The sequence below is a fragment of the Corynebacterium sp. HMSC074C04 genome (assembly GCF_001838295.1).
Classification (GTDB): Bacteria; Actinomycetota; Actinomycetes; order Mycobacteriales; family Mycobacteriaceae; genus Corynebacterium; species Corynebacterium amycolatum.
This window is the reverse complement of the sequence record NZ_KV836272.1, coordinates 699943-721341: the sequence shown is the minus strand read 5'-3', so window position 1 is coordinate 721341 and position 21399 is coordinate 699943. Positions and strand designations below refer to the sequence as shown.

Genomic DNA, 21399 nt, shown 5'->3' with positions numbered 1-21399 from the left:
CTCCCGTAAAGGTTGCAGTTACCGGCGCCGCCGGACAGATCGCTTACTCCCTGCTCTTCCGCATTGCCAGCGGTTCGGTTTTCGGCCCTGAGACCCCGGTTGAGTTGAACCTGCTGGAGATCACTCCGGCGCTGCACGCCACCGAAGGCGTCGCCATGGAGCTGTTTGACTCCGCCTTCCCACTTTTGACTGGCATCAACATCACCGATGATCCGGCAAAGGCATTCGACGGTGCCAACGCCGCATTCCTGGTCGGTGCAAAGCCGCGTGGCAAGGGTGAGGAGCGCTCCGCACTGCTGGGCGCCAACGGCAAGATCTTCGGCCCGCAGGGCGCGGCACTGAACGATCACGCAGCAGACGACATCAAGGTTCTGGTTGTCGGCAACCCGGCTAACACCAACACCATGATTGCCGCTTCCCACGCTAAGGACATCCCGGCAGAGCGCTTCACCGCTATGATGCGCCTGGACCACAACCGTTCCCTGTCCCAGCTGTCGCAAAAGATTGGTGTTCCGACCACTGAGATTAAGAACATGATCGTCTGGGGTAACCACTCCGCAGACCAGTTCCCGGACATCACCTACGCCACCATTGCAGGCGAGAAGGTCTCCGACAAGGTTGACGCTGCATGGGTCGAGCAGGACTTCATCCCGCGCGTCGCCAAGCGTGGCGCAGAAATCATCGAGGTCCGCGGTTCCTCCTCCGCAGCTTCCGCTGCAGCTGCCGCAGTTGACCACATGCGTGACTGGGTCACGGGTACCCCAGAGGGCGAGTGGGTCTCTGTCGCACTTCCGTCCGACGGCTCCTACGGCATCGACGAGGGCTTGGTCGCTGGTGTTCCGTGCTACGCCAAGGACGGCGAGTGGGTTCGCGTTGAGGGCCTGGATCTCTCCGAGGTGCAGCGCGCTGGCATCGAGCGCAACGTCAAGGCACTGCGCGAAGAGCGCGACGCAGTTAAGGATCTGCTGGTCTAAGGGCCGCTTAACGCCTGTTTAAAGGTGCCCTCTTGTGATGGTTTCGCAAGAGGGCACCTTTTCATTTACTGCGGTAATCGCGGATGGGCTCGGGGAGTGAGTAAAGCTTGAATTCGGCGGTGCGTAAGTCGCCGATAGCAGATATGGGTTGGGGCGCAAGGGTCGTCGTAAAGCCCCTGGAAAAACAAATCCGGGCAAGGCGCTAAGATGTGACGCGTGACTGAGAACAACGTGGACCTAAACAGAGCAGATAAGTTGCCCAAGTCGTGGAACCCGGCTGACGTGGAGTCGGACCTGTACCAGGGCTGGGTAGACGCTGGCTATTTCGAGGCTGATCCGTCTAGCTCCAAGCCGGCTTACTCTATTGTGCTGCCCCCGCCGAATGTGACGGGTCAGCTGCACATGGGCCACGCACTGGACCACACTTTGATGGATGCGCTGGTGCGCCGTAAGCGCATGCAGGGCTACGAGGTGCTGTGGCTGCCGGGTATGGACCACGCGGGGATCGCAACGCAGACCAAGGTCGAGGCGATGCTGAAGGAGTCCGAAGGCAAGGACCGCTTCGATTATGGCCGCGAGGAGTTCGTGGAGAAGGTCTGGGAGTGGAAGCACGATTACGGCGGACGTATCGGCAACCAGATGCGCCAGATTGGTGACTCCCTGGATTGGTCCCGTGAGCGCTTCACTCTGGACGAGGGGCTGTCTCGTGCGGTTCAGACGATTTTTAAGGAACTGTTTGACCGCGGCCTAATCTACCGCGCCAAGCGTATGGTCAACTGGTCTCCGGTGTTGCAGACCGCAATCTCGGATATTGAGGTCAAGTACGAGGACGCTGAAGGCGAGCTCGTCTCCTTCCGCTACGGCGATGGGGAAGACTCCATTGTTGTGGCGACGACTCGTGTGGAGACGATGCTGGGCGACGTGGCAATTGCCGTGCACCCGGAGGATGAGCGCTACACGCACCTGGTGGGCAAGGTTTTGGACCACCCGTTCCGCGAGGACCTGAAGATTCAGGTCATCGCCGATGACTATGTGGACCGCGAGTTCGGTACCGGTGCGGTGAAGATCACGCCGGCACACGATCCAAATGACTTCGCCATGGGCCAGCGCCACGACCTGGATATGCCGGAGGTCATTGATACCACTGGCCGTATCTTCAACACTGGTACGCGTTTCGACGGCATGGATCGTGCGGAAGCCCGTACTGCGCTGACGGAGGCGCTGCGTGAGCAGGGGCGCATTGTCAAGGAGGTCCGCCCGTACGTTCACTCGGTCGGTCACTCGGAGCGCTCGGGTGAGCCGATTGAGCCGCTGCTGAGCCTGCAGTGGTTCGTTAAGGTCGATGAGCTGGCCAAGATGTCTGGCGATGCTGTTCGCGAGGGCGACACGGTTATTCACCCAGCTTCGCAGGAGCCGCGCTGGTTCGATTGGGTCGATGACATGCACGACTGGTGTATTTCCCGCCAGCTGTGGTGGGGCCACCGCATCCCGATTTGGTACGGCCCGAATGGCGAGGTCGTCTGTGTCGGCCCGGATGATGAGGTTCCGACGGGCGAGGGCTGGACGCAGGATCCGGACGTGCTGGATACCTGGTTCTCGTCTGCGCTGTGGCCGTTTTCCACGATGGGTTGGCCGGAAGCCACCCCAGAGCTGGAGAAGTTCTACCCGACATCTGTACTGGTCACCGGCTATGACATTCTGTTCTTCTGGGTCGCGCGCATGATGATGTTCTCGACCTTTGCTGCCACCCTGGCTGATTCACCGCTGGGTAAGGGGCGCGACGGTCGTCCGCAGGTGCCGTTTAAGGATGTCTTCCTGCACGGTCTGGTCCGCGATGAGCAGGGTCGCAAGATGTCGAAGTCTCTCGGCAATGGCATTGACCCGCTGGACTGGGTCCGCGACTACGGTGCGGACGCACTTCGCTTCACGCTGGCGCGTGGCGCTAACCCGGGCTCTGACCTGCCGGTCGGTAATGACGCCGCTCAGAGCTCCCGTAACTTCGCTACCAAGCTGTTCAACGCCACCCGCTTTGCGCTGATGAACGGGGCCCACGTGGGCGAGCTGCCGGACCGCGACCAGCTCACCGACACCGACCGCTGGATCCTGGACCGCCTGGAACAGGTCCGCGCCGAGGTTGACGCTGCGCTGGATAAGTACGAGTTCTCCAAGGCCAACGAGGCCCTTTACCACTTCGCATGGGACGAGGTCTGTGACTGGTACCTGGAGATGACCAAGGTTGACTTCCCGCGCCTGAACGACGGCGAGACCATGACCGAGGAGCAGGCCGCCCGCGCAGCCTCCACTCGTCTGGTTCTCGGCCGCGTGCTGGATACGCTGCTGCGTCTGCTGCACCCGTCCATGCCGTTCGTCACGGAGACGCTATGGAAGGCGCTTACCGACGGCGCGGAGGGCTTCGAGGACTCTCTGGTTATTTCCGCCTGGCCGGATGCCACCATGACCACCGACGGCGCTGCTGTCGACGAGGTTGCCGCACGTCGTATTGCCGATGCCCAGAAGTTGGTCACCGAGCTGCGTCGTTTCCGCAATGACCAGGGTGTGAAGCCGTCGCAGCGCGTGCCGGCACGCATGAACCTGGCGGATGCTGATCTGACTGCTCAGGAAGAGATGATTCGTTCGCTGGCTCGTGCTGAGGCACCGGAGGATGGATTCACCGCTACCGCTTCCATTGAGGTGCGCCTGTCTCAGGCCACGGTTCTGATCGAGCTGGATACCTCCGGCACCGTCGACGTGGCCGCTGAACGCAAGCGCCTGGAAAAAGACCTGGCCAAGGCCGAGAAGGAACTGGCCGGCACCGAAAAGAAGCTAGGCAACGAGGCCTTCCTGTCCAAGGCTCCGGAGCAAGTCGTGGAGAAGATTAAGACTCGCCACCAGTTCGCACTGGAGGAAATTGACCGCATTAAGGCTCGTTTGGAGGGACTTCCGCAGGCATGACCGAACCACGGGATATCGAACCTCGGGGTGCTGAATCACACGATGAGATTGCAGGGGAGATTCGTTTGAATCTTGGCGGCGAGGACGATTCGGTGGCGCAGGAAGAGTCTGCGGTGCGAGAAGAGTCCACCGCAGCGCCTGAGTTCGAATTCGATCCGGCTGACTCCCAGATCGTCGAGGACCTTGAGCCTCGCGAAATCGCCGGTGTGATGGCCGATGACCGCATGCCCGATGACATGCGCCTCAGTGAGGTCTCTGTGTCCGAGGAAGGCCTGAGCCTGCCGGTCGATGTGGACCGCCCAGTCAACGAGCCGGCTCCGCTGGAGGCCACCGCCGAGGAGCTGCGCGCGCTCGCAGAGGTGGAAGCCGAGCTGGATCAGCGCTGGCCGGAGACCAAGATTGACCCATCACTCGAGCGGATCGAGATGCTGATGGACATCCTTGGACATCCCGAGCGTGCCACTCCGGTGATTCACGTTGCCGGCACTAATGGCAAGACTTCCACTGTTCGCATGATTGAGTCGCTGGTGCGAGCTCTCGGTCGGCGCACTGGTCGCACCACCAGTCCGCATCTGCAGCTGGTTACCGAGCGCATCGCCATTGATGGCCAGCCCATCCATCCACGCGACTACGTGCGCATCTGGCGCGAGATTCAGCCCTACGTGGAAATGGTTGACGCCAAGTCCGCCGAAAAGGGCGGCCCGCAGATGAGCAAGTTCGAGGTCCTCACGGCCATGGCCTACGCTGCCTTCGCCGACGCTCCTGTCGATGTCGCCGTGGTGGAAGTCGGCATGGGCGGCACATGGGATGCGACCAACGTGGTGGAGGCCGACGTGGCAGTCATCTGCCCGATCGGTCTCGATCACACGGAGTACCTCGGCGATACCCTGGCTGAAATCGCTGCTGAGAAGGCCGGCATCATCAAGTCGCGGTGGAACAAGGACGACCTGCTCACACCACCGGACAATGTCGCCATTGTTGGCGAGCAGGAACCGGAAGCAATGGACGTCGTTTTGCGCCGTGCCGTGGAAATGGATGCCTCGGTCGCCCGCGCTGGGGTTGAGTATGGCGTCGTCAGCCATCAGCTGGCGGTCGGCGGGCAGAACCTAACGCTCAAGGGCCTGGCCGGCGAGTATGACGACATCCATCTGCCACTGCACGGTCCGCATCAGGCGCGCAACGCCGCCACAGCGCTGGCCGCGGTGGAGGCGTTCTTCGGCGCAGGTCCGGGACGTCCGCTCAACATTGATGCGGTTCGCGAAGGCTTTGCGACGGTCGCATCGCCCGGCCGCCTGGAGCGCGTGCGTTCGACCCCGACGGTGTTTATCGATGCCGCCCACAATCCTCACGGTGCCCGTGCGCTACGCACGGCGCTCTCCGCTGAGTTCGACTTCCGCCGTGTCATTGGTGTGCTGTCGGTGTTGGGGGAGAAGGATGCTCGTGGGCTGCTGGTGGAGCTGGAGCCGTACTTCGAAGAAGTGGTAATCACCCAGAACACCTCGCCGCGTGCGCTGCACTACGACGACCTGGCTGACCTTGCGGAGGAGATTTTCGGCGAGGAGCGCGTGCATCGCGTGCCAACTCTGCCGTCCGCCGTTGAGCTAGCTGTCGCGCTGGCTGAAGAAACCGACACCGGTGACGGTATTGTCTCTGGTTCCGGTGTGATCGTCACTGGATCGGTTGTTACCGCGGGCGAGGCCCGGACACTATTTGGAAAGGACCCGCAATGAGTGAATCTCAGGCGAGCCAGCCACAGGGCAATGGCGCGGAGGATTACACCGCTGCCGACCGCGAGGCCCTGCGCGCCTACCGCGAGGGGCGTGACCTGAGTGAAGGCGGCAAGTATGGCCCGCTCGGTGCGGGACACGATCCGGCTAAGGACCCGCTGAAGGGTCTGCGCGGTGTTATGTCCGGCACGCTGATTATGCAGGCTATCTCGGTGCTGCTTGGTCTGACTGTGGTTACGCGCATTCCCGACGGTCAGATTAACCAGACCTTCTCGGTTACGTACATCACCATCCTGGGCCTGGCTCTGATTGCGATGGCTTTCCTGCAGAAGCAGCCCTGGGCGCTGAAGGCCAACATTGTGCTGCAGGTCTTTGGTGTGCTGGCTATTTTCACACACGTGTCGATGGGCGTGGTGGGTATCTTCTTCGCACTAGTGTGGGCCTACATTCTGCACCTGCGGAAGAACCTCATCCAGCGTATGGAGCGCGGTCTGTTGACCACCCAGCACTCGTAGATTTCCCGCGCTCGTAGTCGCGCTGGGTTACGCTGCACATTTCACCCCGCTGCACCACCACTCCGGTGCAGCGGGGTTTGTCATAGTATGATGCACACCATGACTGAACGTACTCTTATTCTGATCAAGCCGGACGGCGTTTCCCGCGGTCTGGTCGGCGAAGTTATCTCCCGCATCGAGCGCAAGGGCCTGAAGCTGGTCGCGCTTGACCTCCGTGTTGCTGACGAGACAACTGCGAAGGAGCACTACGCAGAGCACGTCGATAAGCCGTTCTTTGGTGAGCTGGTTGATTTCATCACCTCTGCACCGCTGGTCGCTGGTGTTATCGAGGGCCCGAACGCAATCGCTGCTTGGCGTCAGCTCGCTGGCGGCACCAACCCGGTTGAGGCCGCAACTCCGGGCTCCATCCGCGGTGACTTCGCACTTGAGGTTGCTAACAACGTTGTTCACGGTTCTGATTCCCCGGAGTCCGCTGAGCGCGAGATTGGTATTTGGTTCCCGAACCTCTAAACGTTGACGGTTCAGCATTGACCCGTAAGCGTTGAACTGGCGCCGAACTGAGCAAGCAATTGTTTGCCGGTCCGGCGCTTTTTGCTTGTCGACGACCGTGGGGTGGCCCTTCAGCGGGCTGTACGTGTGAATGCGGGCACAGGCTGCAAATGTGAAACTGTGCGAGTTTCTGACACTTTCGGCCATTTTTCGAGCTATTTTTGTCATAATCGCAGTCAGTAACTCGGATTGGCCCGCCGCCACCAATGTCGGTGCGCGCCACCTGCTCGATATGTGCGACAATGGACAGCAGCAGTTGTGCCCGGGAGTTCGCTCCGGTGGATGAGATATTCCGCATGTGATCGCTGAATCCCCGAGTCAGCCGGAAGGCCTGCCAATAAGACTTTCATAATTGTTCATCGTTTTCGGCCCTCTATCTGCGCGTATGGTGCAAATGAAGTGGCTGTCGCAACATCGTTGCTCCGCCTGGTTCCCAAGGCCACAACGGATGTAGGCGCACATGGAATGACAAAGAGTGCGCTTCCTGTTGTCGGGTTTTGCGTGGTGGGGTGTCAAGGAGAAACAAATACAGTGGCAAATTTCAGCCAGGATGTTGTCGCTAAGGCACGCGAATTTGATCGCGAGTCGGCGGCTCTGAAAACCCGAGTCCACCACCTGGCCAAGAGCTTGGGGTTGACCTCGAAGGAAACCATCGAAGCTCTGGGACACGCGGGGATTGTTGTAAAGTCCGCTGCGTCCACCATTAATCAAAATCAGCTCGACGCGGTGCTGAATTTCATCGGCGATCATCCAGAGGGTGCCTCGCTTAACGACGGATCCGCTGCGACCAAGCAAACCGGCGAAGAGTCGGCCGCGAAGGAAAAACAGTCGGCAGGTAAGCCGAACGCGGCGGATGAGAAGTCGGACGAGCAAACCGCAGCTAAGTCCGAGAAGAAATCAGCTGCTAAGAAGAGCAGCAAGAAGTCGGCTGCGAAGAAGGCCACAAAGAAGGCCGACCAGAAGGATGCGCCGAAGGCAGAAAAGAAGGCCGACCAGAAGGCAGCTCAGAGCGAAGCGGAGTCGGACGCAGCGCCTGCTGAGGAAGTGACCGAGAAGAAGGACGCCAAGAAGGCCTCGGCTAAAAAATCCTCGGCAAAGCAGAGCGCAGAGAAGCAGACTGAAGAGAAGCAGAGCGACGAGAAGAAGAGCACGACTAAGAAGCGGGCAACGCGTAAGCGGGCTGTGAAGAAGACCGCTGGAGCTCCGGAAGAAACCGCAGCGAAGGACGAGCAGAAGGACTCGAACTCGGTCGTCGAGGAAGCGGTTGAGGCTGTAGTTCAGTCGTCATCGAAGAAGGCTGCAGATAAGAATACTGCCGACACCGTAGCCGAGACCGCTGAGAAAACTTCCGCTGAGAAAGCGTCCGCCGAAGCACCTGCTGCAAAGAGCGCTGCAGTGACCACACGTCGTGGTCGCCGAGTTCGCCGTGCGGTCCGCACGACCAGCGCTCCAGTGGCAGAGGGGACTCGGGAAACTCAGGAAGCGCAAGGACCGCAGGATACACAGGCAACTCAGGGCGAAGCCCTGCAGGACATCGAGCCGCCGATAGTCCCGGAGCCGCCGGTTGCGGAAGAGCAGACCGCGTTTGCGCCTATCTTCCTGGCTCCGCAGGCTGTGCCGGCCACGGCCAAGAATTCGGCCACCGAGGATGCAGCTTCGGCTGACAGCGGTGCCTCCAACCAGGATTCCGATGACAACGCGGGGGAGGGGCAGGACGGCTCGTCGTCAAGCGAAACGGAGCGTCAGCCGCGGCCGCGCCGTCGCCGTCGTGGACGTGGGCGTCGTAATGATGATGCTCAGCAGGCGGAGAAGACCACCGAAAACGCAGAGCGCGAGGAGGCGGAGACCCGCGAGGAGGTCGAAGAGCCACAGGCGATTAAGGGCTCGACTCGCCTGGAGGCGCAGCGCCGTCGCCGTATCGAACGTCGTGAGGAATCGCGCAAGCGCCACGTGATCTCGGAGGCTGAGTTCCTGGCTCGCCGTGAGTCGGTGGAGCGCACGATGGTGGTGCGTGAGCGCAAGCGCCATGACCACGCGGGCATTGTCACTGAGGTGGGTGTGCTGGAAGATGACCTGTTGGTCGAGCACTTCGTTACCTCTGACACGCAGACTACGCAGATCGGCAATATCTACCTCGGTCGCGTGCAGAACGTCCTACCCAGCATGGAAGCGGCGTTCATTGATATCGGAACCGACCGCAACGGTGTCATTTACGTAGGTGACCTGAACTGGAAGCTGCTGGGCACGAAATCGCGTTCGCGCAAGATTGAACACGCGCTGAAGGCCGGCGACCAGATTCTGGTCCAGGTGTCCAAGGATCCGATTGGTCACAAGGGCGCGCGTCTGACCACTCACATTTCGATGGCTGGTCGATTCCTGGTGTACGTGCCGGGCGGCCGAAGCGCGGGTATTTCCCGCAAGCTGCCGGAGCCGGAGCGCAAGCGCCTGAAGTCGATTCTGAGTGAGGTTACGCCGGAGGGCTCGGGCACGATTATTCGCACCGCGGCCGAGGGCGTGTCCAAGGAGGCCATCGAGGCCGACATTAAGCGCCTGGAATCGCAGTGGCAGGAAATCTGGGAAGCCTCCGAGGCGGCGAAGGCGAAGCGCGGGGCAAAGCCGATTGCGCTGTACGAAGAGCCGGACATGCTGGTCAAGGTCGTCCGCGACGTCTTCAACGAGGACTTCTCGCGTCTTGTGGTGGAGGGCGACCGTCCGTGGAACACAGTGACGGACTACATCGGCGACCTGGCACCGGAGCTGGAGCCGCGTCTGCAGCGCTACTTCGCCAAGGAGCACGGCGACGCTGACGTCTTCGAGCACTTCCGCATCGATGAGCAGCTGGCCAAGGCACTCGACCGCAAGGTCTGGCTGCCTTCGGGCGGCACGCTGGTCATCGACCGCACCGAGGCCATGACGGTCATCGACGTCAACACCGGTAAGTTCACCGGTGCTGGCGGAAACCTGGAAGAGACGGTCACTCGCAACAACCTGGAGGCCGCTGAGGAAATCGTCCGCCAGATGCGTCTGCGCGATCTGGGCGGCATGATTGTCGTCGACTTCATCGACATGGTGCTGCCGGAGAACCAGGACTTGGTGCTGCGCCGTCTGAAGGAGGCGCTCGGCCGCGACCGCTCGCGTCACGAGGTCTCCGAGGTCACCTCGCTCGGCCTCGTCCAGATGACGCGCAAGCGTCTGGGCACAGGCCTGCTGGAGACCTTCTCCACGCCGTGTAGCTGCTGTAATGGCCGTGGTCTGATTATCCACATCGACCCGGTCGAGCAGGACAATCAGAGCCGTGGTCACAAGAACGGTCGCCGCAACGAAGAGCAGGGTAAGTCCAAGCGCCGCAACAAGTCGCGCTCGGAGCACAATCCGGCCAACCACCCGGCGGCGCTGGCCATGCACCGCGATCAGGGCGACCAGGCAGGCACTTCCAAGACAACGCTTGACGACGACACGGAAACCAACCAGCGCGATAAGGAGGCAGCCGACAAGCGAGTTGCAGCTGCTGTCGAAGCTGTCATCGTCTCTTCTGGGAACGATGAGCCGAAGCCACCGCGTCGTCGCCGGGTTCGTAAGAGCCAGGGCCGAAACGATGAGCAGCGACAGGACGGCAATGGCCGTCAGGAGCGCCGCGAGCGTGATGAGCAATCGGACAACTCCAATGATCTGGCTGCTCTGGCTGCCGCAGCTGTTGCGGAAGCCCGTGCGAAGGATCCGGAAGAGCCATCGGATGACCGTTACATGCCGCAGGAGGGACAGCGCCGCCGCCGTCGGGCTACGCGTCGCCGGGTAGCGGAGCATGTCGCCGTTGATTCGGCTGCACGCGACGCTGATGACCGCGACGAAGAACATGGCGATCGCCGCAAGCGTTCGGAGCGCCCGACTCGTGCTGAGCGTGCCGAGCGTACCGATAACGGTGGCACCGGTGGAGGCCGTGGCGACGCTGAACGCTCCAGCAGCGCCAGTGCTCGACGTCGCCGTCGTCGCGCTGTTCGCCGTACGGCTGTGAATGAGACCACTGCGCCTCAGGCCGAGTCCCAGGCAGCTTCCACCACAGATGTGCGGGAGCCAGCCGAGGATGACAAGGGCGGCAACGCTAACAAGACCGCCAAGGCTGTGGCCACGGAGTCCCAGACCTATGAGGAGGCCAAGGAGGCGTTCGAGCGTTCCCCACGTCGTCGTCGTCCGACTCGCGGTAACTCCCGCTCGGATCGCGCACCGCGTCGCGAGGACTTCGAGTCCACTAAGCCAAAGGCGGACGCTGAAGGCAGCAAGGGCGGAGATCGTGCAAAAGACAACCACGATGACAGCAACCGCAGCGCCAACCGCAGTGGCGGTGGCCGTCGCTCGGGCAAGTCGCGGGTTGAAGTGGTAGCGGTCCAGGGCACGGGAGCTCGCCGTAATCGCCGTCGGGCGGTGCGCAGGGTCTCGTCGCAAAGCGATGCTGGAGCGACTGCGCCGAAGCAGCGACAGGGCACTTCAAACCGCGCCACTAAGCCAGAGCAGAAGCAGGCTAATCGCGGTGCTGCGGCGACGCAGAAGAAACCGGCCAATCGTCGCCGCCGAGTGCGTCGTGCGGTGCGCCGAAGCGGCCGGAACTAAGTATTAAAAATTTGGAATAAGGCCAGATAGGAGGCTGTTTTTCGTTCCCTAAAGCAGGGGGTGGAAAGTGGCTTCGGAAACTGCCCGAGAAGACCGTGAAAACCAATGGGGGACAGGGTCCTACTCGGGCAGTTTGTAATTTAGGGGGATTTTTCGCTACTCTTGACCAGTCGCTGATTAGTAGGCGTATCTGGTCATGCCCACTGGTGCTTGAGGCGCTGGCGGTAAGGAAACGGCCAGAGCGGGGAAATCTACTCGGATTTGGCTTTCGGGTATGTCCCTGAAGTGTTCTGCACACGCAACTAATCGCAATTCCATTGTCCAGTCAAGGAATTACAAAGATTCCTTGAGTCGAGTTTCTCAGATAAAGGGGTAGCCCTCCTATGTACGCGATCGTCAAGACCGGCGGCAAGCAGTACAAGGTTGCCGAAGGTGACCTCGTCAAGGTCGAGAAGATCGAGGGTGAGCCGGGTTCGTCCGTGGCTCTCACCCCGGTTCTGCTCGTCGATGGCGCAGATGTCATTGCGGATGCCGACAAGCTTGCCAACGTTACCGTTAACGCAGAGATCGTCGAGGCCGTTAAGGGCCCGAAGATCCGCGGCATGCACTACAAGAACAAGACTGGCTACAAGCGCCGCTACGGCCACCGTCAGCCGCTCACTGTTCTGAAGATCACCGGCGTCTCCAAGTAAACCGCCGAAATTCCAATTAGCTTTTCCCTAGGAGAAAATCATGGCTACTAAGAAGGGTGCATCCAGCACCAGCAACGGCCGCGACTCCGAAGCTAAGCGCCTCGGCGTGAAGCGCTTCGGCGGCCAGCAGGTTAAGGCAGGCGAGATTCTCGTTCGTCAGCGCGGTACCTCGTTCCACCCGGGTGAGAACGTTGGCCGTGGCGGCGACGACACTCTCTTCGCTCTGAAGGCAGGCGCAGTCGAGTTCGGTACCCGCCGCAACCGCCGCATTGTCAGCATCGTTGAGAACAACTCCTAAGAACAACCTTCGGTTGTCCACATAGGATTACTGCAACGTTGAATTTGAGGCAGGTTTAACTGCCTTGCAGAAGAGCCGATTCCTTTCCCACTGCGAAAGGTAATCGGCTCTTTTGTTGTTTATGTCCTGTTTCGCGCCGTTAGGTTGCGAGGCAGCGTTTTGTTACCGCCTAGACTTCTGCCCGTCGGCTCGCTTAAATTAGGGCATTACTCCAGGCACTAGAAGATGGCTCTCCGCTCGGAAGTGTGTGTGATTTTATGTCTCGTTTTGTAGATCGTGTCGTGCTGCATTTGCAGGCCGGCGACGGCGGTCACGGCTGTAACTCGGTGCTGCGTGAAAAGTTCAAGCCACTGGGTGGCCCCGACGGCGGTAACGGTGGCCACGGTGGCGACATTGTGCTTGTGGTAGACCCCCAGATCCATACTCTGATGGACTTTCACTTCCACCCCCATATCAAGGCTGCCAACGGTAAGCCGGGCGCTGGCGATCACCGCAACGGCGCTCGTGGTGAGGATCTGGTTCTCGGAGTGCCGGAGGGCACGGTTGTGATGACCGAGGATGGGGAAGTGCTGGCGGACATGACCGGTAAGGGCGCCCGCTTCATTGCCGCTGAGGGCGGTTACGGTGGCCTGGGCAACGCAGCGCTGGCAAACAAGAACCGCCGTGCGCCGGGATTTGCTCTCCTCGGTGAGCCAGGTGAGGCCAAGGATCTTGTCTTGGAGCTCAAATCCATGGCAGACGTTGGACTGGTGGGCTTCCCGTCGGCCGGAAAGTCGTCGCTGGTCAGCACCTTGAGCGCTGCTAAGCCGAAGATTGGTGACTACCCATTTACCACGCTGCAGCCGAACCTGGGTGTAGTCAACGTTGGCTACGAGTCCTTCACCATCGCAGATGTGCCGGGTCTTATCCCGGGGGCTTCTGAAGGCCGTGGACTTGGGTTGGACTTCCTGCGTCACATTGAGCGCTGTGCTGTTCTCGTGCATGTGGTTGACGCTGCTGCTCTGGAGGGCGACCGCGATCCGGTCTCTGACATCAAGGCGTTGGAGACGGAACTCGCCAACTACCAGTCGGTGCTGAAGGCCGACGTGGGGCTTGGGGATCTCGCAGAGCGTCCCCGCGTCATCGTGCTGAACAAGATTGACCTGCCCGATGCTCGCGAAATGATTGACATGCAGCGCGAGGAACTGGAGAAGTTCGGCTGGCCAATTTTTGAGATCTCCACGGTGACGCACGAGGGGCTCAAGGAGCTGACCTACGGCCTGAAGGATCAGATCGCCGCCTACCGCAAGGCGCATCCGTTGCCGACAGAGCAGGAGCCCCGTGCGGTCATCCGTCCGGAAGGGGTGCGTGGCAAAAAGCGCGAAGGCGCGGACTTCACCATCGAACGCGATCCGAATACCCCAGACGGGTTCATTGTGCGTGGGCGTAAGCCGGAGCGCTGGATTAACCAGACGGACTTCGAAAACGACGAGGCAGTCGGCTACTTGGCTGACCGCCTGGCCAAGCTTGGTGTTGAAGATGCCCTGGCAAAGGCTGGGGCAACAGTTGGCTGCCCGGTGACGATTTCCTATCTCACCTTCGAGTGGTACCCGCAGCAGGTCGCGGGCACCGATGACTTCGTGCCGAGTGGTCGTGGTACCGACGATCGTCTCTATGTCAACGAACGCACCAGCGCCGAGCAGCGTAAGCGTGCATCGCAGGCCCGCCGTGGTCTGATTGACGAGTACGATTTCGGGGATGGCGAAGAGGCTATTCGCGACCGGTATTCATAGGCGCGGGCGCCAGCGTCGTCGGCAAGCGAAGACTTCAAACTTGCATTTTGCCATTGATTGTTTAAACAATTATATGGTCAGAATTAAATGAGACCGTCATGTTTTCCATCAGTGAAATGAGTGAGTCAGTTATCCCTTCCGACACCGTTGCCAACGATGTTGACGTCACTGGAGCAGATGTATTAGATGCCCCGGTAGCTACCGCGCCGAAGTCTGAATCGGACGCGCCGATTTCCCGTGAGGAGGTCGACGAGCTGCTTCACGACAATTCCGAGTCCACCGTCGCTGAGATTGAAAAGGCGACTGAGAATTTATCTCCGGGAACCAAAGGCGGTTTCGATTCCGAGACTCGTGAGGCAATTCGGACCGCGAAGCGTGTCGTGGTGAAGATTGGTTCTTCCTCGTTGACCGGATCTGACGGTCGTACCGATCCCGAGCGCATCGACTTCATCGCCGATGCTTTGGAGAAGCGTATGGGCATTAGCGATGTCATCGTTGTGTCCTCCGGTGCGGTGGCATCCGGAATGGGGCCGCTGGGGCTGACTTCGCGTCCCACTGATTTAGCGACCAAGCAGGCGGCTGCGGCTGTGGGGCAGGTGCGCCTGGCACAGGAGTGGGGACGCTCCTTCCTGCGGTATGGTCGCACTTCTGCACAGGTGCTTTTGACCTCGGACGATGCAGGTGTGCGTTCGCGTGCTCGCAACGCCCAGCGCACTATCGACCGCCTGCGCCAGCTGGGCGCGGTGCCAATTGTCAACGAAAACGACACGGTCGCGACCTCGGAGTTCCGCTTCGGCGACAACGACCGCCTCGCCGCGCTGGTCAGTCACCTGGCGTACTGCGATGCATTGATTCTGCTTTCCGACGTCGACGGCCTCTACGACCGCAACCCGGCCGATCCAGGTGCAACCTTTGTGCCGGAGGTGCGCAGCGGTAACGACTTGCGTGGTGTTATCGCTGGTGACGGCGGTGCGCTGGGCACCGGTGGTATGGCCTCGAAGGTCTCTGCCGCACGTCTGGCTTCGCGTGCGGGTGTGCCGGTGTTGCTGACTTCGGCGTCCAACATTGAGCGAGCACTGGACCAAGCAGATGTGGGAACCGCTTTCGCCGCGAAGGACAACCGCCTGAGCGCCTGGAAGTTCTGGATGCTCTACGCAGCGGACAGCTCGGGGCTGCTTCGCCTGGACGCCGGTGCGGTCGACGCCGTAACCCGCATGCGTAAGTCGCTGCTCCCGGTCGGTATTACCTCGGTTGACGGCGAGTTCTCCGCTGGTGACATCGTCGATCTAATCGGTCCTGGTGGTGAGGTCATCGGTCGCGGCGAGGTCAATTATGACTCCGAGGAACTGCTGGGCATGATCGGCTACCACACCGAAGAATTGCCGAATGACATGCAGAAGCCTGTCGTCCATGCCGACTACCTGTCGGATTTCGCTTCCCGCGCTTAGGAGGGTGTTGCGCTGAGAGCTGCAGCGCTTAAAGACGCATACCTCGGCGCGCCCGGATAGAGGTGCCTCGGCAAAGACTGGCCGAGTGCGGACTGGCTGGGGGAGGACTGGCTGAGTGCAGACTGCCTGGGTGAGGAACTTTCGGGCATAATCCTAAGTGTGTTATCGAAGATTATTGGCGTCATCGGCGAGTTGCTCTTGACAGCTGGAGTGCTGGTGGCGCTCTTCGCCTTTTATCTGCTGTACTGGTCTGGTCTTGAGACCGGGAAAGCTCAGCAGCAGGCTCGTGATGAGCTGCAGCAGGCATGGTCCACACCGGCGTCGGCTCCAGCTCCGGCGCCAGAAGGCACGGAGCCAGCTGTTGAGGGCTCCTGGATGCCTGGCTCCGCGGTGGCGTTGATTTCCGCTCCGAAGGCCGGTTTTAGCGATTTTGTCGTATTTGAAGGTGTCTCCCAGGAAGTTTTGCGCAGTGGCCCCGGCCATTATCCGGGCACAGCCCTGCCGGGGCAGGTGGGCAACAGCTCTTACGCCGCTCACCGTGATGGCCACGGAGCTCCCTTTGACAACATTGACCGCCTGCAGACGTGCGATGACATCACCGTAGAGACGCGTGATGCTATTTACCGCTACAAGGTATTGCCGGTCGACGGTATGGCTGGCGCAGGGGAAAGCTTCGACTGCGTGCCAGAAGGAACTAACGTCCCCGAGATTCCCGGCCAGCACATTGTCACTCCGGACCGGGCCGATGTCCTCAATCCGGTCGGTGACGCCACTCTACTTACGCTGACTACCTGCCATCCGCAGTGGGACAACACTCATCGGCTCATTATTCACGCGGTTCTCGCCGGTGTTGAGACCAAGGAGGTCAACTAGATGTACGCAGCTTTTTGGCGATCCCTGCCAGGGCCGTGGTGGGTGAAAGCGATCATCACCATCGTGATTGCCGTCATCGTGTTCCTGCTGTTGATGAATTACATCTTTCCTTGGGCTGCTGAGCTAATTCCCTCAAATGATGTCTCACTCTAGTTATGCTGGTAGGCATGACTGCTCAAACGAACGAAACTGCTAACACCAATCAACAGGGCATTGCCGAGGATTCGGCTCTTAGCCCGGAGCGTGCTGCTGAGCGCGCCGAGGTTTTAGATAAGGCACAGCGTGCCAAGGCTGTCGCGGGAGAGCTGTCGCGCTTTACGTCGGCACGCAAGAACGAGCTCCTGCTGGCCGCAGCAGACGCGCTGGTTGCCCGTACTGAAGAGATTCTGGTGGCCAATGCCAAGGACATCGAGGCCGGTAAGACCCGTGGTTTTAGTGACTCCCTGCTGGATCGCCTGCGTCTTGACGCCGATCGTGTTGAGGGTATTGCCGGTGGGCTTCGTCAGGTTGCGGCTCTGCCGGATCCGGTAGGCGAGGTGCTGCGCGGAAGCACTCTTCCCAACGGCATTAAGCTCTCCCAGGTCAGCGTCCCGCTGGGTGTGATGGGCATGGTCTACGAGGCTCGCCCGAACGTTACTGTCGATGCGTTTGGTCTGGCGCTGAAGTCGGGCAACGTGGCCTTGCTGCGCGGCTCCAAGTCCGCTGTCCATTCCAACACGCAGCTGGTCGCGGTTTTGCGTGAGGTGCTGGCCAACCACGATGCGCCGGAGGACCTTGTCCAGCTGCTGCCGTGTGAGACCCACGATTCAGTGCAGGATCTCATCACAGCTCGCGGCCTGGTTGACGTGGTGATTCCGCGCGGCGGTGCCGGTTTGATTGAGGCCGTTGTGACGAAGGCAACGGTGCCGACCATCGAGACCGGTACCGGTAACTGCCACATCTACATCGATGCCTCTGCCGACGTTGACGAGGCGATTGCGCTGATGATTAACGGCAAGACCCGCCGTCCGAGCGTCTGTAACGCTACTGAAACGGTTCTCATTGACTCGGCGTTGTCCACGCAGGATCAGGTGCGCATTTTGGACGCGCTTGCCGACGCGGGGGTTGCGGTCCACGGCGATGTCGATAACCTGGCGGCCTCTGGGTGGACTGGTGAGGTTATTCCTGCGACGGCGGAAGACTGGTCGGATGAGTACCTCTCGCTAGACATTGCCGCGCGCATTGTCGACGGTGTGGTGGCCGCGACGGATCACATCACTGAGTACTCCTCGGGACACACGGAAGCTATCTCTGCACGTGACTGGGGAGTGTGCCAGGAGTTCGTCGACCGCGTTGATGCCGCCGCCGTCAGCGTCAATGCCTCCACTGCGTTCACCGATGGTGAGCAGTATGGTTTCGGCGCAGAGATTGGTATTTCCACTCAGAAGCTGCACGCCCGTGGCCCGATGGGGCTGCCGGAGTTGACCAGCAGCAAGTGGGTTCTGGCTGGTCGTGGACAGACTCGTCCGTAGTGCCCAGGTAAAGTGCCAGTCATGATTAAGCGCAAGAAAAGTGTGCGGTCGCGAGTACATGCCGCGTTGACAGCAAAGTCGGCGGAAGCGCCGCGGCAGCGCATTGGCGTGATGGGGGGCACTTTTGATCCCATCCACAATGGTCACCTGGTTGCCGCCAGCGAGGTGGCAGATCGTTTTGACCTCGACTTTGTGCTTTTCGTGCCCACGGGTGAACCGTGGCAAAAGCGCGGCCGAAAGGTCTCTCACAGCGAAGATCGCTACCTGATGACGGTCATTGCCACCGCGTCAAACCCGCAGTTTTCGGTCTCGCGGGTTGATATTGACCGGCCGGGTGCGACCTATACCGTCGATACGCTGCGGGATTTGAAGGTCATCTATCCCGACGCGGATCTGTTCTTCATTACCGGTGCCGATGCGCTGCAGAAGATTATGACGTGGCGGGACTGGGAGGAGATGTTCGACGCAGCAACGTTCGTCGGCGTCACTCGCCCAGGAGTTCACCTGCGTGCAGAGGACCTGGAGGGGATTGACGCCTCGCGGTTACACCTCATCGAGATTCCCGCGATGGCTATTTCTTCCACCGACTGTCGAAAGCGGGCGGAGGCAGGACGCCCTGTGTGGTACTTGGTGCCGGATGGCGTGGTCCAGTACATCGCTAAGCGTGGTCTGTACCAGTCTGCTGAGGGCACAGTTGGCTCTGTGGGCCCCGCATCGGTGAACTCGACCTCCGAGGACACGGCGCCGGTGGGTGCGGCATCGGTGGATGCGAAGTCCGATACCGACGACTGAAAGTTAGCAAAATCCCGCTGAGACGGTAAGTTACAAGTACAAACGCTGTTTTTCACGACTTTTTTAATCACAAGGAGCTGAAGTCTTTCGTGACTGCACAACCACGCGCCATTGAGCTGGCGACCGCCGCGGCTAAGGCCGCCGATAGCAAAAAGGGTGAGGACGTCGTTGTTCTCGATGTCTCTGGCCCAGTGGTGATTACGGACGCATTCGTCCTGGTCAGTGCTGACAATGAGCGTCTGGTTGCCGCAATCGTCGACGAAATTGAGGACGATCTGCGTGACCTCGGCGCAAAGCCGGTTCGCCGCGAAGGTGTCCGTGAGGGACGTTGGGCGCTGCTGGATTACGGCGACATTGTCGTGCATGTCTTCCGCAGTGAAGAACGCGACTTCTACGGCCTGGATCGACTGTGGCGCGACTGCCCGCGCATCGAGGTCGAAGGCGTCGAGCAGCCGAGCAACGAGGACGGCGAAGATTTCGCCCGCCATGCTCGTTCCATCGACGAGATTCCGCTGGCTGCCGAAAACCCGGACACGGACGAGTTTTAACTGTGGCGGGCTCACGCGAGGCACATGTTGCCGCTCGACGTCGCCTGATTATGCTGCGGCACGGGCAGACGTCGTATAACGCTACCGGTCGCATTCAGGGACAGCTGGACACGCAGCTTTCCGACGTTGGCCGCGAGCAAGCCCGTACTGCGGCGCAGTACCTGGCGGAGGCTGAACCGCGAATCACAAAAATCGTGTCCTCCGACCTGACCCGGGCAGCTGACACCGCCCGCGCGCTAGCTGAGGCCACCGGCGCAGAGTTGAGTTTTGATAAGCGCCTGCGTGAGACCAACCTCGGTGAATGGCAAGAGCGCACCTATGACGAGATTGACTCCGCGTTTCCCGGTATGCGTGACCACTGGCGTCATAACCTCAACTGGGCACCCAAGGGCGGCGAGACCCGCTTTGAGGTCTCCAACCGAATGCTGGCAGTCATTGCTGAGCTAGCAGCTAACCCCGATTGGGAGTCGGACACCTTTGTGCTCGTGTCCCACGGTGGTGCCATTGCTGCCGCTACCGCAGCCCTGCTGCAGCTGCCGCGCGACTATTTCAGCACGTTTAACGGCCTGGGCAACACTGCGTGGGTTGAAATGGAGCAACGCACGCGCGTCAATGGTGAGACCTCTTGGTACTTGAATGCTTTTAATGCGAAGGTTCGCGCGCGGGAGTCGCAGGTTTCTGATTCTTCAGGGGGCCGCCATGCCCGGTGACGGTCGCGTTCGCATTGTTGTCGATGACACCGCGTGCCTGATGCCCGAGGTTGCCCGCAAGCTCGATATCACCGTGGTTCCCATCGGCCATGACATCAATGAAGACGCCGTCACCACGTCGGCAGTCAGTCCGCTGAAGCTGTGCGCCGCGTATGCGCGTGCGCTGGAACGCTCCAACCAGGACGGCTCTGACGCTGGCGTTGTTGCCCTGCATCTTGGCAAAGGAATGTCCGCGACCTGGTCTAATGCTGTCACCGCTGCTGGTGCACTGGACCGCGTGACCGTTATCGACACCGACACCGTAGGGGCTGGAGTCGGTGCCGCTGCCATCGCGGCAGCTAAGGCAGCGAGGGCCGGGGCCAGTCGTGATGAGGTGGCCGATGTAGCCCGTGATGTGCTGCAGCGCTATCGACTCTGGTTGTTTGTACCAAAGCTTGATTCGCTGCGCCGTGGTGGTCGCATCTCCGCGGGCCAAGCGATGCTCTCTACGGCTCTCGCTATCAAGCCCATCGTCGGCATTAAAGATGGCTCACTGGCACTCGTCGCCAAGTGCCGCACAGAAGCGAAGGTCAAGCAGCGGATGGTGGATTTTGCCACGAAGATGGTGCGGTCTGCGTCATCGACGAACCGTCCGCCTGCAGTATTGCTGCATCATTCCGACGCGCTTGACGACGTCCACGAGCTCCAGGCCATGCTTGCCGAAGAGCTACCCGACGATACCCGGTTTAGAATCCTGGATTTGCCGGAGTCGCTTGCTGCTCATGTCGGGCAGGGAGCCTATGCAGTTGGCATGGTTTCCGGTGGCTCGATCGATTCGGATGCCATGGATTTTGAAGCAGAGATGGGAGTAACTGCGCTGCTCCACAGTGTGGAGGAGAGTGACGCGGCTGCTGTTGAAGCTGAGGTTACCGACGCGGTGGAAGATGATTCCGGGAACATAGGCAATTCCGGTGACTCTGCTGACATGGAAGGGGCGGATGGCTCCGTTGGTTCAGCTGAAACTGCTGATACCACTGACTCGGATGAACCAATCACCGATCAGGCTGTGGTGAAGGTAGTTGAGAATCCGGCGGCTAGTCGCAACCGCAATAAGCGTATCCATCGCACAGTCGTGACTAATGAACAGGGAATTCCGCTTTTCACCACGGCTGTTTCTAAATTGCCAACGTGGAGTGAGAACCGCCAAGCAGCCCTGGATAAAGCTGAGCGCCTGGCGAAGGCTATCTCTGATTTGGCGCTGCGCGATAAGTCCGATCCCGAGGGAGCTGTATTTGGCAACGAAGGGGAGAAATCGCAGGAGTCGTCGTCAAGCGACAAGCGTGATGATGACGGCGATGAGACGAAGATATAGCGGCTGAACTGAGCAGATGATGTGACCTGTGGATAACCTCCACAGGTCATTTTTTATCCACAGATGACGCTTCGACAGGTGC

Annotated in this window: 17 protein-coding genes; all 17 read left to right on the top strand. The window is 60.3% G+C overall.

Annotated elements, in window-relative coordinates:
* A partial coding sequence (locus tag HMPREF3011_RS07525; RefSeq protein WP_246821467.1) for a malate dehydrogenase occupies nucleotides 1–974 on the top strand: 974 nt, incomplete at its 5' end.
* 216 nt (nucleotides 975–1190) lie between these two features.
* Nucleotides 1191–3926, top strand: a complete 2736-nt coding sequence (locus HMPREF3011_RS07520; protein WP_038628102.1) for a valine--tRNA ligase — start codon at nucleotides 1191–1193, stop codon at nucleotides 3924–3926.
* 209 nt (nucleotides 3927–4135) lie between these two features.
* Nucleotides 4136–5656 (top strand): bifunctional tetrahydrofolate synthase/dihydrofolate synthase, encoded by a 1521-nt coding sequence (locus HMPREF3011_RS07515; protein ID WP_187402572.1) that lies wholly within the window; start codon nucleotides 4136–4138, stop codon nucleotides 5654–5656.
* Entirely contained in the window at nucleotides 5653–6168 is a 516-nt protein-coding gene (locus HMPREF3011_RS07510; protein ID WP_016422309.1) for a DUF4233 domain-containing protein, read from the top strand. The genes HMPREF3011_RS07515 and HMPREF3011_RS07510 overlap by 4 nt, the downstream gene beginning before the upstream one ends.
* A 99-nt stretch (nucleotides 6169–6267) precedes the next feature.
* Nucleotides 6268–6678: a nucleoside-diphosphate kinase gene (ndk, locus tag HMPREF3011_RS07505; protein WP_070841535.1), complete on the top strand. Its 411-nt coding sequence runs from the start codon at nucleotides 6268–6270 to the stop codon at nucleotides 6676–6678.
* A gap of 570 nt (nucleotides 6679–7248) precedes the next feature.
* A complete protein-coding gene (locus HMPREF3011_RS07500) occupies nucleotides 7249–11322 on the top strand; it encodes a translation initiation factor IF-2 N-terminal domain-containing protein (protein WP_038628108.1) in 4074 nt (1357 codons plus the stop codon).
* A 383-nt stretch (nucleotides 11323–11705) separates the two neighbouring features.
* The gene (rplU, locus tag HMPREF3011_RS07495; protein ID WP_038628111.1) at nucleotides 11706–12014 is read left to right on the top strand and encodes a 50S ribosomal protein L21; all 309 of its coding nucleotides are present in this window, start codon (nucleotides 11706–11708) and stop codon (nucleotides 12012–12014) included.
* 40 nt (nucleotides 12015–12054) lie between these two features.
* Nucleotides 12055–12312, top strand: coding sequence for a 50S ribosomal protein L27 (gene rpmA, locus HMPREF3011_RS07490; protein WP_016422312.1), 258 nt, complete (start codon nucleotides 12055–12057; stop codon nucleotides 12310–12312).
* A gap of 257 nt (nucleotides 12313–12569) precedes the next feature.
* Nucleotides 12570–14084, top strand: a complete 1515-nt coding sequence (gene obgE / locus HMPREF3011_RS07485; protein ID WP_038628113.1) for a GTPase ObgE — start codon at nucleotides 12570–12572, stop codon at nucleotides 14082–14084.
* A 98-nt stretch (nucleotides 14085–14182) separates the two neighbouring features.
* Nucleotides 14183–15532 (top strand): glutamate 5-kinase, encoded by a 1350-nt coding sequence (proB, locus tag HMPREF3011_RS07480; RefSeq protein WP_049182044.1) that lies wholly within the window; start codon nucleotides 14183–14185, stop codon nucleotides 15530–15532.
* A gap of 159 nt (nucleotides 15533–15691) precedes the next feature.
* Nucleotides 15692–16405: a class E sortase gene (locus HMPREF3011_RS07475; protein WP_038628118.1), complete on the top strand. Its 714-nt coding sequence runs from the start codon at nucleotides 15692–15694 to the stop codon at nucleotides 16403–16405.
* Complete coding sequence (locus HMPREF3011_RS11215) at nucleotides 16406–16558, top strand: hypothetical protein (RefSeq protein ID WP_038628121.1); 153 nt, start codon at nucleotides 16406–16408, stop codon at nucleotides 16556–16558. It abuts the gene before it with no gap.
* Between the two features lie 14 nt (nucleotides 16559–16572).
* A complete protein-coding gene (locus tag HMPREF3011_RS07470; protein ID WP_235191232.1) occupies nucleotides 16573–17916 on the top strand; it encodes a glutamate-5-semialdehyde dehydrogenase in 1344 nt (447 codons plus the stop codon).
* Nucleotides 17917–17937: 21 nt separating this feature from the next.
* Nucleotides 17938–18708 carry a nicotinate-nucleotide adenylyltransferase gene (gene nadD, locus HMPREF3011_RS07465; protein WP_070841350.1) on the top strand — a complete coding sequence of 257 codons (771 nt, stop codon included), beginning with the start codon at nucleotides 17938–17940 and terminating at the stop codon, nucleotides 18706–18708.
* Nucleotides 18709–18797: 89 nt separating this feature from the next.
* Nucleotides 18798–19256, top strand: coding sequence for a ribosome silencing factor (gene rsfS / locus HMPREF3011_RS07460; RefSeq protein ID WP_038628124.1), 459 nt, complete (start codon nucleotides 18798–18800; stop codon nucleotides 19254–19256).
* 2 nt (nucleotides 19257–19258) lie between these two features.
* A complete protein-coding gene (locus HMPREF3011_RS07455) occupies nucleotides 19259–19966 on the top strand; it encodes a histidine phosphatase family protein (protein WP_038628127.1) in 708 nt (235 codons plus the stop codon).
* A complete protein-coding gene (locus HMPREF3011_RS07450; protein ID WP_038628128.1) occupies nucleotides 19956–21317 on the top strand; it encodes a DegV family protein in 1362 nt (453 codons plus the stop codon). The genes HMPREF3011_RS07455 and HMPREF3011_RS07450 overlap by 11 nt, the downstream gene beginning before the upstream one ends.
* The last annotated feature ends 82 nt before the right edge of the window (nucleotides 21318–21399 follow it).